This is a genomic window from Archangium gephyra, assembly GCF_049060025.1.
GTDB lineage: Bacteria > Myxococcota > Myxococcia > Myxococcales > Myxococcaceae > Archangium > Archangium gephyra_A.
This window is the reverse complement of the sequence record NZ_JBMEQQ010000002.1, coordinates 5,560,590-5,575,394: the sequence shown is the minus strand read 5'-3', so window position 1 is coordinate 5,575,394 and position 14,805 is coordinate 5,560,590. Positions and strand designations below refer to the sequence as shown.

Sequence of the window (14,805 nt, the reverse complement as noted above, 5' to 3'; positions counted from 1 at the left end):
AGAGGCGGGCGGCATGCCCCGAGTCGCTTCCTGTGCTGGCGTGGCTTCTTCTACCCTTCCAGGGCGACTCGCTCCCCCAGGAGGTGGGCCATGGCCATGCGCCAGGCAGGTGCCCTGCTGCTGATACTGCTGACGGCCTGCGCGAGCACGACGCGCCACCTCCCCCTGAGTCCAGCCCCGGATTACACACTGGAGACCCGCTGGTACGAGGTGGACGACGTCGAGCCGGGCAGGGGCGCCACTCGTCCGGTGGCGGTGGGCCGGGAGGAATTCCAGCGTGCCTTCCGGCAACTCGCCCAGGACGTGCGGTGGGATGCCCCGCCTCAGGAGACCGCCCGCGCGCTGCTGGAGGCGGGGTTGGAGGAGGAGTGGGTGGCCGAGGTGTACCGGGGCCGCGTGCTCACCCTGGTGCCGCTGACGGACAAGGGGCTCTTGACGCCGGTGGAGGAAGCGGCGCTGAGGGAGGAGTACGAGGGCATGTGCCGCACCTGGGGTGGGGGGGACTGCCTGCGCCTGTACGCGGACGGCCCCTACCTGCGGGCGGACGACCGGCGCACGCTGGCCTTCGCGCTGGCCTTCAGCTCCGTGCTGGAGGAGACACGACAGGCGCTGGTGCGCGAGGCGCTCAATCCCCAGGCCGTGGTGGCCACGCTCGCCTGGATGGGGGGCATGTACCTGGCCATGTGGCTGGTGCCCGAGCCCGTCACCAAAGCAGCGGCCGCGGTGCTGACGCTGGCGCTGATGGGCTGGGTGGGTGTGGACGCCCTATGGGGGCTGGTGGACGGATGGGCCCGGCTGGCGCACCGGGCGCACGAAGCACGCACCTTTACCGAGCTGAACGAGGCCGCGCAGGAGTACGCCAGGACGGTGGGGGACCACACCGCTCGGGCATTGGTGATGGCGGTGGCGGCGGTGATGGGCGGCAAGGTCGCGGAGGTGGCCAGGAAACTGCGCTCACTGCCGGGGTATGCCCGGGCGCTGGTGCAGGCCGAGGTGCAGGGTGCTCGCCTGGGGATGGTGGCGGAGGTAGAGGCGGTAGCGGCCACCTCGGAGGGCGGCTTCTGGGTGATGATGCGCGGCAAGCGGGGCGGGGGCGGCGTGGCGCCGGGGGCCCCCGTGCCCGGAGGCGTGTCCGTGCTCAGCGTGCTGCGCCACCGCCTGGGCAACCTCCAGGTGGTGCTCAGCAACGGGCAGCGCTGGCACGTGCCGCGCGGCAGGTCACTCCAGGACATTCCGGCTGCGGACCCGCTGGGGGACGCGCTGCAGGCCGCCGCCACCCGGTTTGCGAAGCGCTGGGGAAAACACAGGCTCACGCGCGCAGAGCAAGACGCCATCAACGAAGCCCTCAAACAGGGCCAGCATCTCCAGGCAGCCCGGCTCGAGGGGCAGGCTCGGGGACGCTGGGTACAGAAAGAGCTGGAGTCGGAGTTCCCTCGATTGGAATGGAATCGTCAAGGGGTCGATATCACCAACCCCGCGGGGCTGGAGTTCCACTATGAGGTGCTCGCCGGGACGGCGGATAACTTCGGGCGGCACGGACGCCGGATGTCCGAGGTCTTCTTCCGGATGATCTACTTCTGACAGGGGACGACTGCGCGCATGAATATCATCTATGAGGACCGGCAAATAGAGGGCGAGCGGCTGGAGTTGGATGGCAAGAAAGGCAATTACTACCTCGGTCCGAACCTGACCCTGCGGCGCTGCACCGTGGTCACTCGCGTGAGTGCGCGCTGGTTGCATATCCGGCAAACGCAGTTCATCGATTGTGCCATCGAGGTGAAGCAGGAACTGAAGAACCACCAGGACTGGGTCAAGACATCCCTGAAAGGCTGCCGGTTTTCGGGGCGCCTGTTCGGGTGTGACTTCGGCCACTGGCCCGACTTCGCGGACGGGTGGGAGTACGGTGCCCTCGTGGACTGCGACTTCTCCGAGGCCTGCCTGGATGCGTGCCGGTTTCACGGCTGCGATCCACGTACCCTCCGCTTTCCGCCGTGGCCTTGCTTCACCTTCCTGAATCCGATTGGCAGGAGCCGTGAGTTGAACAGCGTCGAGTGGCCAGGGCGCTTCGGGGGAGTCGTGGTGGAAAACCTGCATCAGGACCCGCCTTCTACCGTGGCATTGACCTACCACGCCCCGTCCGTTGCAAAGCGGTTGGGGACCACCGCGGAAGAGCTCAGGTCCGTCATCGAGAAGTTCGATTTCATCGTGTACTGACACACAGGGATCGAATCGCCAACCCTGACGAAGAGGAGGGCGCGCATGAACATCATCTACGAGGACCGGGAAATAGAGGGCGAGCGGCTGGAACTGACCGACAAGGAAGGTAACTACTACCTCGGTCCGAACCTGACCCTGCGGCGCTGCACCGTGGTCACTCGCGTGAGTGCGCGCTGGTTGCACATCCTCCCCACGCGCCTCATCGACTGCACCGTCGAGGTGAAGCAGGAACTGAAGAACTTCGCCTGGGTGAGAGCCGCCCTGAAAAGCTGCCGATTCACGGGGCGCATGGCGAGCTGCGACTTCGGCCCCTGGCGCGACTACAAAGAGGGTTGGGAGAACGGTGCCGTCGAGGACTGCGACTTCACCGAGGCCCGGCTGAGCAACTGCCGCTTCCACGGCTGTGACATGCGCTCTCTGCGCCTGCCCCCGTGGCCCTGCTTCACCATCCTGGACCCCATTGGCAGGCTGCGTGAGCTCAACAGCGTCCAATGGCCGGACCAGTTCGGCCGCATCATCATCAAGAACTTCTACAAACACCCCCCGTCCACGGTGGCCTTGACGTACCACGCCCCCACGGTGGCGAAGCAGTACGACACCACCGAGGCGGAGCTCCGCGCCGTCGTCGAGAAGTTCGACTTCATCGTCTACTGACGCCGCCTGGCGTCGTATTCGTCGCTGAGAGGGCGACTCGCCCCCCAGGAGGAGAACCATGGCGATGCGCCAGGCAGGCGCCCTGCTGATGATACTGCTGACGGCGTGCGCGAGCACGGTGCGCCACGTGCCCCGGGGGACGTCGCCGCGGGAGACGGCGGACACCCGGTGGTACGAGGTGGTGGAGGTGGAGCCGGGAGCAGTGGCGACGCGGCCGGTGGAGGTGGGCCGGGAGGAATTCCAGCGGGCGATGAGGCGGCTGGCCCGCGAGGCGCGCTGGGACGTGGCGCCGCGGGAGGCGGCGCGGGCGCTGCTGGAGGAGGGGCTGGAGGAGGAGTGGGTGGCGGAGGTGTACCGGGGGCGGGTGCTCACGCTGGTGCCGCTCACGGACGAAGGGCCGCTGACACCACTGGAGGAGGCGGCGCTGAGGGAGGGGTACGAGGGGGTATGTCGGGGATGGGGAGGAGGCGACTGCCTGGGGCTGTACGCGGACGGCCGCTACCTGCGGGCGGACGACCGGCGCACGCTGGCCTTCGCCCTGGCGTTTGGGGACGTGCTGGAGGAGACGCGCCAGGCGCTGGTGCGCGAGGCGCTGGACCCCCGGGCGGTGCTGGCGACGCTGGCCTGGACAGGGGGCATGTACCTGGCCATGTGGCTGGTGCCCGAGCCGGCCAGCAAGGCAGTGGCCGGGGCACTGACGCTGGCGCTGGTGGGCTGGCTGGGGGTGGACGCGCTGTGGGGGTTGGTGGACGGGTGGGCGAGGCTGGCGCACCGGGCGCACGAGGCGCGCACGCTGGAGGAGTTGCGCGAGGCGGGACGGGAGTATGCCAGGAGGGTGGGGGAGCACGCGGCGCGGGCGCTGGTGATGGCGGTGACGGCGGTGGTGGGGGGCAAGGCGGCGCAGGTGGCCCGCACGCTGCGCTCGCTGCCGGGGTATGCGCGGGCGCTGGTGCAGGCCGAGGCGCAGGGGGTGAGGCTGGGGGCGGTGGCGGAGGTGGAGGCGGTGGCGGTCGGCTCGGAGGGGGGCCTGTGGCTGATGATGCGCGGCAAGCGGGGCGGGGGCGGCGTGGCGCCGGGGGCCCCCGTGCCCGGAGGCGTGTCCGTGCTCAGCGTGCTGCGCCACCGCCTGGGCAACCTCCAGGTGGTGCTCAGCAACGGGCAGCGCTGGCACGTGCCGCGCGGCAGGTCACTCCAGGACATTCCGGCCTCGGACCCGCTGGGGGACGCGCTGCAGGCCGCCGCCATCCGGACGGCGAAGCGCTGGGGAAAGCACCGGCTCACCCTCGAAGAGCAGGCCGCCATCGACCGGGCCCTCGAACAGGGCCAATACTTCCAAGCAGCCCGGTTGGAGGGGCAAGCCCGGGGGCGCTGGGTAGAGGCGGAATTGAGAAAGGAGTTCCAGCACCTGGAATGGAATCGCCAGGGGGTCGACATCCCTCATCCCGCGGGGCTGGAGTTCCACTATGAGGTGCTCGCCGGGACGGCGGACAACTTCGGGCGGCATGGGCGCCGGATGTCCGAGGTCTTCTTCCGGATGATCTACTTCTGACAGGAGACGATTGCGCGCGTGAACATCATCTACAAGGACGAAGAAATGGAGGGGCAGCGGCTGGACCTGGCTGACAGGCAGGGCATCTATTTCCTCGGCCCGAACCTGACCTTGCGGCGTTGCACCATGGTGCTTCGTGTGCCTGGGCGCTGGCTGCACATCCTGCCCACGCGCTTCATCGACTGCGCCATCGAGGTGAAGCAGGAGTTGAAGAACTGCGCCTGGGCATGTGCCTCCCTGAAGGGCTGCCGGTTCACGGGGCGTATGGCGAACTGCGACTTTGGTCCTTGGACCGATTACACGGCCGGGTGGGAGAACGGTGCCGTCGAAGACTGCGACTTCACCGAGGCCCGGCTGAGCAACTGCCGCTTCCACGGCTGTGACATGCGCTCTCTGCGCCTGCCCCCGTGGCCCTGCTTCACCATCCTGGACCCCATTGGCAGGCTGCGTGAGCTCAACAGCGTCCAATGGCCGGACCAGTTCGGCCGCATCATCATCAAGAACTTCTACAAACACCCCCCGTCCACGGTGGCCTTGACGTACCACGCCCCCACGGTGGCGAAGCAGTACGACACCACCGAGGCGGAGCTCCGCGCCGTCGTCGAGAAGTTCGACTTCATCGTGTACTGACCTACAGGGATCGAATCGCCAACCCTGACGAAGAGGAGGGCGCGCATGAACATCATCTACAAGCGCTCCTGGCTTTCCTCGAGAAGCTGGACGGAGTCATCTACTGACACAACCCGCCCGGTCTGTACGACCGCGGACGTCTTCCTGGGAAGGTGACTTCCCAAGTCACACAGGGAGGCCCATGCTCTGGCCGCCATGAGCACCTACCAATACTACGAGTTCCGGGCCGTGGACCGGCCGCTCACCTCCGCTGAGCAGGGCGCCCTGCGCAAGCTCTCCACCCGCGCGGACATCACCTCCACCCGCTTCGTCAATGTCTACAACTACGGGGACTTCGGCGGTGACCCGGACCGCTTGATGGAGCGGTACTTCGACGCCTTCGTCTACCTGTCGAGCTGGGGCTCCCGCGAGTTCCAGCTCCGTCTGCCCCGCGGGCTGTTCGACCCCGCTCTCGCCCGGCCCTATTTGCGCGAGGAGGTCCTCTCGGTGCGCACCACGAGCGAGCACGTCATCCTCAAGTTCCATGTCGCCGCGGAGGACGAAGGCGATTGGACGCAAGGGGAGGGCTGGCTCGACTCGCTGCTCCCGGTGCGCGAGCTGCTGCTCTCGGGCGATCTGCGCGCCCTCTACATCGGCTGGCTCGCGGGTGGGCCCGGGGACGAGGAAGAGGGCTCGGACGGGCAACCGGAGCCCCCCGTACCGCCCGGCCTGCGCGAGTCCTCCAAGCCGCTCCGGGCCCTCGCCGACTTCTTCTTCGTGCCACGCTCGCTGCTCACCGCGGCCGCCAAGGCCAACCCCGCTCCGGCCTCCTCGGCCCTGCCGAAGCAGGCGCTGGCGCAGTGGCTCTCCACCCTTCCCGCCGCCGAGAAGGACGCGCTCCTCCTGCGCATCATCGAGGGCCCGCAGCCCCTGCTCGGCGCGGAGCTGCTCCATCGTTTCCGGCAGGCCCATCCCCGCGAGCAGGACGCCCAGGCCGCCGGGACGCGGCGCACGCGGGGAGAAGCTCCAGGCCTCGGCCGAGGCGCACGAGGCCGAGCAGGAGTCGCGCCTGGCCCGCCGGAAGGCCCGGGAGCGCGTCCGGGCGCTCGAGGCGCTCGCGGCGCGTGAGCCCGAGCTGTGGCGCGAGGCGGCCTCCCTCCTGGCCACCCAGAAGCGCACCGGGCACGAGCGGGCGCTCCAGCTCCTCGTGGACTTGAGGGACCTCGCCCGGCACCGGGGGACGGTGGCCGACTTCCAGCGCAAGCTCTCCAGCCTCCGCGAGGAGAACGCGCGACGCCGCAAGCTCCTCCATCGCCTGGACGAGGCGGGGCTCGTGTAGGCCCCGGTGCACGCCCAGTGTAGGCGGTCAACCCCCCGTCCGTGCGCCAGCCGGGTAGCCCCGTGACAACGAACGTGGTGGGACGGCCTGCATCCGGTACATTGCCTCTCGCCAGAACCCCACAGCCGGGGTCTCCAGGCAGGGAGTTCCATGACACCACGTGTGGAAGAGACGGATGTCCTCATCGTCGGGTGCGGCCCCGTGGGGGCGCTGACGGCCAATTTCCTCGGGCTCTATGGGGTCCGCACGCTCCTCGTCGAGCGCATGCCCACTCCCCACGGCCTGCCGCGTGCCATCACGTGTGACGACGAGGCCCTGCGCATCTATCAGGCCGCCGGCCTCGCCGAGCCCATGGATGCCCACATGTACACCGTCCCCGAGGTCCAGATGACCGGGGCCAATGGTGAGCTCTTCGCCCGCGTCGTCATCCAGGGGCTCGACTTCGGCAACGGCTTCCCCGCCCTCCGTTTCTTCAGCCAGCCCTACGTCGAGGACGTCCTGCGCCAGGGGCTCTCCCGCTTCCCCCATGTCGAGCTGCGCTTCGGCCAGTCCGTCGAGGCCTACTCGCAGGACCCGCACGGCATCTCCGCCACCGTCCGCGATGCCCGCGACGGCTCCGAGCACACCGTGCGCGCCCGCTACCTGCTGGCCTGTGACGGGGGCCGCAGCACCCTGCGCCGCCTCGCCGGCATCGAGATGGTGGGCTCCACCTATGACGAGCAGATGCTCGCCATCTCCCTCCTGCTGCCCGAGCCTCCGCCGCCCCTGTGCCGCATGGTGTGTGATCCCCACCGCCACGTCTTCGTCGCCCGCTGCTCCGGCAACGAAATGCGCGTCGACTGCACCATCCGTCAGGACGAGAAGGTCGAGGATCTGCTCCGCCCCGAGCGCATCCGCGAGTTCATCGCCCCCTTCGTGGACCCGGATCGCGCCACCGTCCTGCGCGCCGCCGCCTACGTCTTCAACCGCCGCATGGCCTCGCGCTGGCGTGACGGGCGGCTGTTCCTCCTCGGCGATGCCGCCCACCTCATGCCGCCCGTGCTCGGCCAGGGGCTGTGCTCCGGTCTGCGCGACGCCCACAACCTCTCCTGGAAGCTCGCGTCCGTGCTCCACGGCCATGCCGATGAGCCGCTGCTCGACACCTACGAGCAGGAGCGCCGCCCCCACGTCGAGGCCATGCTCGACACCAGCGTCCACATGGGCCGCGTCGTCCTCACCGGCAGCCGCCCCATGGCCATGCTGCGCGACAGCGTCTTCCGGGCGCTCGACAACATCCCCCGCGTGCAGCGCTTCATCCGCAACTTCGAGTTCAAGCCCCGGCCCCTCATCTCCCGCGGCTTCATGCTCGGCGGCTCGCGCGCCCACCGCCAGGCCCCCGAGGGCACCTACTTCCCCCAGCCCCGCGTGGGCGCTCCGGGCGGTGAGGTGGTGCGGCTCGACGAGCTGCTGGGCCCCGGCTTCGCCGTGCTGGTGCACCCCGACACCCGCGAGACGGCGCGCCGCGGTGCCCAGGTGCTCGCCGACAGCCTGGGGGCCCGGTGCCTGCGCATCATCCCGCCGCGCTCCGGCCAGGCCCAGCCCGGTGAGGTGGTGGACACCGAGGGCAAGCTCGACGCGTGGTTCCGCGAGCACAAGGTGGAGATCGCCGTCCTCCGCCCGGATCGCTACCTCTACGGTGCCGTGCGGGGCTCGCATCTCGCCTCGCTCTCCACCGCGCTGCGCGGGTGGATCCACGGCTCGCCGGGCGCCCCGGCGCCGCCCGCGCCCGCATTCAAATCCTCGGTGGGCTGAGCGCCGCGCCAGCCCTCGGGGAATTTCCACTGAACCCACCCGTTGGGTGGGCTCTTCGAGCCATGGAGGGAGAGCGGATGCTCAGACAGAAGTTGCTCGTCACGGGGTTGGTGCTGCTGGCCGGGACGGCCGCGTGTGCCCAGGGCCGGGCCGCGACGCCCGGGACGGCGGCCACCAGCGCCGCGCAGAAGCCCGGCGCCCAGGTGAAGACGAAGACGTTGAAGAACGGGTTGAAGGTCATCGTCTGGGCGGACCCGGACAACCCCAGCGTCGCGCTCTACAACTGGTTCCGCGTGGGCAGCCGCAACGAGCGCCCCGGCATCACCGGCCTGTCCCACTTCTTCGAGCACATGATGTTCAACGGCGCGAAGAAGTACGGCCCGGGTGAGTTCGATCGCGTCATGGAGGCGCACGGCGGCCGCAACAACGCCTACACCTCCGAGGACGTCACCGTGTACCAGGACTGGTTTCCGCGCTCGGCGCTGGAGAAGATTTTCGACCTGGAGGCGGACCGGCTGCAGCACCTCGCCATCGACCCGAAGGTGGTGGAGAGCGAGCGCGGCGTCGTCTACTCGGAGCGGCGCTCCAGCGTGGACAACGACAACAACGGGCTGCTCATGGAGCAGGTGCAGGCCACCGCCTTCGTGGCCCACCCCTACCAGTTCCCCGTCATCGGCTGGCCCTCGGACATCGAGAGCTGGAAGCTGGAGGACCTGGAGCGCTACTTCCGCACCTACTACGCGCCCAACAACGCCACCCTCATCGTGGTGGGCGCGGTGACGCCCGAGGAGATCTTCTCGCTGGCGGAGAAGTACCTCGAGCCCATCCCCGCCCAGCCCGAGCCCGAGCCGGTGCGCACCCAGGAGCCGCCGCAGCAGGGCGAGCGCCGGGTGGTGGTGCGCAAGATGGCCCAGGCGCCGCTGCTGCAGATGGCCTTCCACGGTCTCAAGGCCAGTGACGCGGACGCGCCCGCGTTGGACCTGCTGGTGCGCATCCTCACCGAGGGCGACTCCTCGCGGCTGCACCGGCGGCTGGTGGAGGAGGAGCGGGTGGCCATCAACGTGGGCGGCTACCGGGGCGCGGGGTTCGATCCCTCGCTCACGTGGATGCTGGTGGACCTGCCGCCGGGAGGCGACCTGGCCAGGGCCGAGGCGGTGCTCGACGCGGAGCTGGCGAAGGTGGTGTCCACGGGCGTCTCGGACGCGGAGCTGCGCAAGGCGAAGAACATCGTCGTGGCGGACTTCTGGCGCAGCCTGGAGACGAACAGCGGCCGGGCGCAGGCGCTCGGCACCTACGAGGTGTTCCACGGCGACTGGCAGAAGCTCTTCCAGGTGCCGGAGCGCTACGAGGCGGTGACGCGCGAGCAGGTGCAGAAGGTGGCGGCGAAGGTGTTCGCGAAGAACAACCGCTCGGTGGGCGTGCTGGTGCCCGAAGCCGCGGCGGACGAGGCGAAGAAGGAGGCGGCGCGATGAAGGTGATGAACGGGAAGGTGGCGCTCGCGGCGCTGCTGGTGGCCTCCTCGGCGGGGGCACAGGAGACGAAGGCCCCGGCGGCGCAGCAGGTGCGCAAGGCCGCGGTACAGGATGCGGTGAAGCTGCCCAAAGCCACCGTGCTGGAGCTGAAGAACGGCGCGCGGCTGCTCCTGGTGGAGAAGCACGAGGTGCCGCTGGTGTCCTTCAGCGCGAAGGTGCGCGGCGGGGCGCTCGGAGACCCGGAGGGCAAGGAGGGCGTGGCCGCGCTCGCCGCCGAGCTGCTCCAGAAGGGCGCGGGCAAGCGGGACGCCGCGCAGTTCGCCGAGGCGGTGGACAGCGTGGGCGGCGTGCTCGGAGTGGCCTCCAGCCGCGAGTCGCTCGAGATTGGCGGGCAGTTCATGTCGCGCGACACCGCCCTCATGGTGGAGCTGCTCTCGGACATGCTCATGCGGCCCCGCTTCGACGCCGCCGAGCTGGAGAAGATGCGCGAGCGGATGGTGTCGGAGGCTCGCCGCGGCGAAGGACGGAGACCTGCGCGGCATCATCGGCACCTACTTCCAGGCCTTCCACTTCGGGCCGCACCCCTACGGCCGGCCCGTGGGCGGCAGCGAGGCCTCGCTCGCCACCCTCACGCGCGAGGACGTGCTGGCGTACGCGAAGTCGCACCTGGGCGGAGACCGGCTCATCCTCTCGGTGGTGGGCGACTTCGACGCGAAGAAGCTCGCGAAGCAGCTCGAGGCGGCGCTCGGGGGGTGGAATCGCGCGGGCACTCCGGCTCCGGCGGCTCCGCCCACCCAGCCGCTCGAGGGCCGGCGCGTGCTGCTCGTGGACAAGCCGGACGCCACGCAGACGTACTTCTGGGCCGGCAACACCGGCATCTCGCGCACCGACCCCGCTCGCGTGGATGTGACGCTCGCCAACACGGTGCTCGGCGGCCGTTTCACCTCGCTGCTCAATACGGCTCTGCGCGTGAAGTCCGGCCTCACCTACGGCGCCGGCTCGTTGGTGCTCCCGGGCATCCAGCCGGGCCCCTTCGCCGTCTCCTCGTACACCAAGACGGAGGCCACCGGGCAGGCGCTGGACATGGCCCTGGACGTGCTCGCCAGCTACCGCCAGCAGGGCATGGATGACGCCACGCTCGCCTCCGCCAAGGAGTACCTGCTGGGCCAGTTCCCTCCCACCCTGGAGACGAGCCAGCAGATCGCCGCCAGGCTGTCCGAGCTCGCCTTCTACGGCCTGGACTCGAGCGACGTGGATGAGTTCGCCTCCAAGGTGGCCGCCGCCGACAAGGCCCGCATCCAGGCCGCCATCCAGCGCGTCATGCCCGCACAGGATGACCTCACCCTCGTGCTCATCGGCAAGGCCTCTGCCATCCGCGACGTGGCTCGCAAGTATGGGCCCGTGACGGAGATGAGCATTACCGACCCGCACTTCTCTCCCCGGGCCTCGGGGAAGGCGCAGTAGGCGTATACCCTCACCCCAACCCTCTCCCAGAGGGAGAGGGGGCCTCCACGGGTTCGACCCTCTCCCTCTGGGAGAGGGCCGGGGTGAGGGTCTTCCGTGGCTCCCCGCTGCCTACTTCGGCAGCGCCGCGTAGCGGTCCATGCACTTCCGGTAGCGCCTGTTCACCGACTGCGCGAACCACGCCGTGGACTTGTCCCCACTGAGTTTCGGGCTCCGGATGACCACCGTGGGCAACTGCTCGTAGGCCGGTGTCTCCCCCGTCTGCTCCTGGTACACGCGCTTGATGGCGCTCCAGGTGTCCGTCTCCTCGAAGGCGAGCTCCTTCTCCTTCTCCACGTCCTTGCGCACCCTCCGCTCGCTCACGTCCTCCGGCACGTACCGCTCCCGGAAGGCCAGGAGCGCCTTCAGCGAGTTGCTGTCCTCGTCCACCGGCTCGCCCTGCTTGTCGTAGGCCAGCAGGTCTCCGTCCATCACCAGCTTGATGCCCGTGAGGCGGCTCACCTGCGCCTGCACCGCCGCGTTGCGTGAGGCGTAGAAGCCCGCGTTGTAGTCCGCGAAGCGGTAGAGCGGCTCGCTGTAGTGCGCCTCGTAGCCCAGCAGCCGCGCCGTGCCGTAGTACACCCCGCCACTCCGCGTGTAGAGCTCCTCGCGCACCCGCTGCAGCGCCCGCTCGTCGCCTCCCGCCAGCTCCTCCGAGAAGCGCACGCTCACCTGCATCGAGCCCGCCGTGGTGATGGGGTTGAGATCCTCCAGCCGCGTGGACTTGAAGAGGCTGCTCGCCACCTTCGCCGCGAAGTACGTCTTCGGGAACTCCGTCTCGTAGTACTCCAGCAGCTCGCGGAAGACGCGGTCCAGGTCCCGCTCCGTCTTCACCTGTGCCAGCCGCTGCTCGAAGGTCCGCGAGTAGCCCGGCGCCTTGCCCTCCAGCAGCCCCTTGATGGCCGGCGGCCCCAGCGGGCCCAGCTTGTCCGCGTAGGACTCCAGCTTCTGCTGGACGATGCGCGACAGGCCCGGCACCGCCGGGTTGGCCTCGAAGCCGGACTCCTGCTCGATGACCGCCAGCACCGAGCACACCGACTCCGCCGAGGGGTACAGCCGGTGCGCCTCCAGCGCCGCCAGCACGTCCTCCGCCCAGCCCGCCCGGTCCTTCTCACCCGGAGGCACGAGCTGCGTCGCCTGCTCCACCGTGACGCGGGGGGGCAGCGGCACCTCGGGCCGGGTATGGCGCGGGGCACAGGCCGCCAGCGCCGCCAGCCCGCATACGGCCAGCACGTTGCGCCCCACATGGAAGAATCGCGCACCGTTCCATGCCCCCCGGGAGGAGACGCGTGGAGGGAGGGGCATTTTTACAGTCCATGAATCAGAAAAATTCCTGAAAACCATCACAGCCTCTTGTTCGCTGCTTAATTCGGAGTTCAAGTGAACCGTCTCTTCTTCCGAGGAGTATCGAATTGGCTAATCGAGTGATGCGGACCCTGTGTGTGGCGTGGCTGGGCGCGAGCCTCGCCGCCTGCGGTTCGACGGTGGAGCTCAACGAGGAGGCGGTGCGGGCGGGGGAGAAGGACGTCGACATCCAGGCGGCGCTGGCGCGTTTCAAGGACGTGCGCGTCGCGGGCAGCGAGGCCGGCGTTCCCTACGCGGTGACGGGCAAGCTGGGCCGGCTGTCGCCCGCGGGCACCGTGGGCGAGCTGCGCGCGAAGGACGAGCTGCGCGAGGCGGTGGTGGACCTCGCGCCGGTGTTCCGCGTGAGCGGAGAGGACCTGGTGCTCAAGCGCTCCACCGTGGACGAGCAGGGCCACCGGCACGTGCGCTTCCAGCAGACGCTCAACGGCCTGCGCGTGGTGGGCGGCGAGCTCATCGTGCACGCGGATGGCGCGGGCAACATCTACGCGGTCAACGGCTCGGCCCGGACGGGTGAGCAGGTATCCGCCTCGGCCCGGGTGGCCCCCGAGGCCGCGCTGCAGGCGGCCGTGGCCGGCTCCACCGCCCGGAGCGCTTCCGTCCAGGGCGAGGCGAAGCTCGTCTACGTGCGCGCCGAGCACGGCCAGGAGCTGCGGCTGGCCTACGAGGTGTCCGTGAAGGGCGAGCGCGACGGCATGCCCGCCGATGACCTGGTCTACGTGGACGCGCTGCGCGGCGGCGTCCTCCTGGAGAACCCGCTCATCCACTCGGCGCTCAACCGCAAGGTGTACTCGGCCAACAATGGCTCCACCACGCCGGGCACGCTCAAGCGCAGCGAGGGCCAGGCGGCCATCGGCGACGCCCATGTCGACACCAACTACGACATGCTGGGCGTTACCTACAACTGCTACAAGACGCTCTTCAACCGCGACTCGTACGACAACGCGGGCGCCACGCTCATCAGCACCGTCCACTACGGCAGCAACTACGTCAACGCCTACTGGGACGGCACCCAGATGGTGTACGGCGACGGCAACAACTCGGACTCCATCGAGCTGGGCAAGGACCTGGACGTCACCGTCCACGAGCTGACCCATGCCGTGACGGACTCCGAGTCGGACCTCATCTACTCGGGTGAGTCCGGTGGCCTCAACGAGTCCATGTCCGACATCTTCGCCGGTGTGTGCGAGAGCTGGAACCGCGGCTGGGCCGTGGACGCGGACATCTTCAAGATTGGCGAGGACATCTGGACGCCCGGCACCGCGGGTGACGCGCTCCGCTACATGGATGACCCGGCCAAGGATGGCGTGTCGCTCGACTTCTACGGCGACTACTCCGCGGGCGTGGACGTGCACTACAGCTCGGGCATCAGCAACCTGGTGTTCTCGCTGCTGACCAAGGGTGGCACGCACCCGCGCGGCAAGTCGGCCAACGTGGTGCCGGCCATCGGCCCGGAGAAGGCCGGCCGCATCTTCTACAAGGCCAACACGGACCTCTTCACCGCCAGCACCACCTTCGAGCAGGCCAAGACGTACACCCTGCAGGCCGCCGAGACGCTCTTCGGCGCGGGCTCGGCCGAGGTCCTGGCCGTGAACGAGGCCTGGAAGGCCGTGGGCGTGCCGCCTCCGCCGCCCGTGGTCACCGCGCTGACCAACGGCGTGGCGCTGACGGGCCTCTCCGGTGGCAAGAAGTACTACTCGCTCCAGGTGCCCGCCGGACAGGGCAGCCTCGTGTTCGACATGAGCGGTGGCACGGGTGACGCGGACATGCACGTGAAGTTCGGCGCGCTGCCGACCGCCAGCTCCTACGACTGCCGCCCGTACAAGGGGGGCAACGCGGAGAACTGCTCCTTCACCAACCCGGCCGCGGGCACCTGGTACGTGTACCTGAACCCCTACTCGGCGTTCTCGGGCGTCACCCTCAAGGGGACGTACACCGCGGGCACGGGTGGTGGCGGCACGCCGGTGACCACCACGATCAACGACAGCGTGGCCTCGGGCGCCTCGGACAACTTCGGCCCGTACAGCGTGGTGGCTGGCAGCAAGTTCAAGGTGGTGATGTCGGGCTCGGGTGACCCGGACCTCTACGTCCGCTTCGGCGCGGCGCCCACGACCAGCACCTACAACTGCCGTCCGTACGCCTCCGGCGCCTCCGAGACGTGCGACCTGACGGTGCCCGCCGGCCAGAGCAGCGCGTACGTCATGGTGCGCGGCTACACCTCGGCCACGTACACCCTGAACATCAGCTACACCAGGCCGTAGTTCCGGTGAGCAGGATGGGTTGACGGGCGGGCGGCTCTCCACGCGGGG

At 69.3% G+C, this 14,805-nt stretch carries 12 protein-coding genes and 1 pseudogene; 12 read left to right on the top strand and 1 reads right to left on the bottom strand.

What is annotated here, in order from left to right; genetic code table 11:
• Positions 1-90: 90 nt before the first annotated feature.
• The 11 genes and pseudogenes from ACN28I_RS24220 to ACN28I_RS24170 all read left to right on the top strand — a co-directional run bounded on the left by ACN28I_RS24220 (position 91) and on the right by ACN28I_RS24170 (position 11,095).
• A complete protein-coding gene (locus tag ACN28I_RS24220; protein ID WP_420944319.1) occupies positions 91-1,581 on the top strand; it encodes a hypothetical protein in 1,491 nt (496 codons plus the stop codon).
• An 18-nt stretch (positions 1,582-1,599) separates the two neighbouring features.
• Positions 1,600-2,214 carry a hypothetical protein gene (locus ACN28I_RS24215; RefSeq protein WP_420944318.1) on the top strand — a complete coding sequence of 205 codons (615 nt, stop codon included), beginning with the start codon at positions 1,600-1,602 and terminating at the stop codon, positions 2,212-2,214.
• Between the two features lie 45 nt (positions 2,215-2,259).
• Entirely contained in the window at positions 2,260-2,871 is a 612-nt protein-coding gene (locus ACN28I_RS24210) for a pentapeptide repeat-containing protein (protein ID WP_420944317.1), read from the top strand.
• 58 nt (positions 2,872-2,929) lie between these two features.
• A complete protein-coding gene (locus tag ACN28I_RS24205) occupies positions 2,930-4,420 on the top strand; it encodes a hypothetical protein (RefSeq protein WP_420944316.1) in 1,491 nt (496 codons plus the stop codon).
• 18 nt (positions 4,421-4,438) lie between these two features.
• Positions 4,439-5,050 carry a pentapeptide repeat-containing protein gene (locus ACN28I_RS24200; protein ID WP_420944315.1) on the top strand — a complete coding sequence of 204 codons (612 nt, stop codon included), beginning with the start codon at positions 4,439-4,441 and terminating at the stop codon, positions 5,048-5,050.
• 195 nt (positions 5,051-5,245) lie between these two features.
• The gene (locus tag ACN28I_RS24195; RefSeq protein WP_420944314.1) at positions 5,246-6,157 is read left to right on the top strand and encodes a hypothetical protein; all 912 of its coding nucleotides are present in this window, start codon (positions 5,246-5,248) and stop codon (positions 6,155-6,157) included.
• Positions 6,158-6,236: 79 nt separating this feature from the next.
• The gene (locus ACN28I_RS24190; RefSeq protein WP_420944313.1) at positions 6,237-6,368 is read left to right on the top strand and encodes a hypothetical protein; all 132 of its coding nucleotides are present in this window, start codon (positions 6,237-6,239) and stop codon (positions 6,366-6,368) included.
• Between the two features lie 150 nt (positions 6,369-6,518).
• Complete coding sequence (locus ACN28I_RS24185; protein WP_420944312.1) at positions 6,519-8,159, top strand: bifunctional 3-(3-hydroxy-phenyl)propionate/3-hydroxycinnamic acid hydroxylase; 1,641 nt, start codon at positions 6,519-6,521, stop codon at positions 8,157-8,159.
• 77 nt (positions 8,160-8,236) lie between these two features.
• Positions 8,237-9,631: a M16 family metallopeptidase gene (locus ACN28I_RS24180; protein ID WP_420944311.1), complete on the top strand. Its 1,395-nt coding sequence runs from the start codon at positions 8,237-8,239 to the stop codon at positions 9,629-9,631.
• A pseudogene (locus tag ACN28I_RS24175) lies at positions 9,628-10,077 on the top strand (M16 family metallopeptidase); the annotation flags it as partial. The gene ACN28I_RS24180 and the pseudogene ACN28I_RS24175, both read left to right, overlap by 4 nt.
• Positions 10,078-10,228: 151 nt before the next feature.
• Complete coding sequence (locus tag ACN28I_RS24170) at positions 10,229-11,095, top strand: M16 family metallopeptidase (RefSeq protein ID WP_420944310.1); 867 nt, start codon at positions 10,229-10,231, stop codon at positions 11,093-11,095.
• Positions 11,096-11,206: 111 nt separating this feature from the next.
• On the opposite strand, the gene ACN28I_RS24165 is transcribed toward ACN28I_RS24170, so the two are convergent.
• The gene (locus tag ACN28I_RS24165) at positions 11,207-12,367 is read right to left on the bottom strand and encodes a DUF1615 family protein (protein ID WP_420944309.1); all 1,161 of its coding nucleotides are present in this window, start codon (positions 12,365-12,367) and stop codon (positions 11,207-11,209) included.
• 194 nt (positions 12,368-12,561) lie between these two features.
• Here ACN28I_RS24165 and ACN28I_RS24160 point away from each other — a divergent pair, with 194 nt between their 5' ends.
• On the top strand, positions 12,562-14,757 hold the full coding sequence (locus ACN28I_RS24160) for a M4 family metallopeptidase (protein ID WP_420944308.1): 2,196 nt from the start codon (positions 12,562-12,564) through the stop codon (positions 14,755-14,757).
• Positions 14,758-14,805 lie beyond the last annotated feature (48 nt).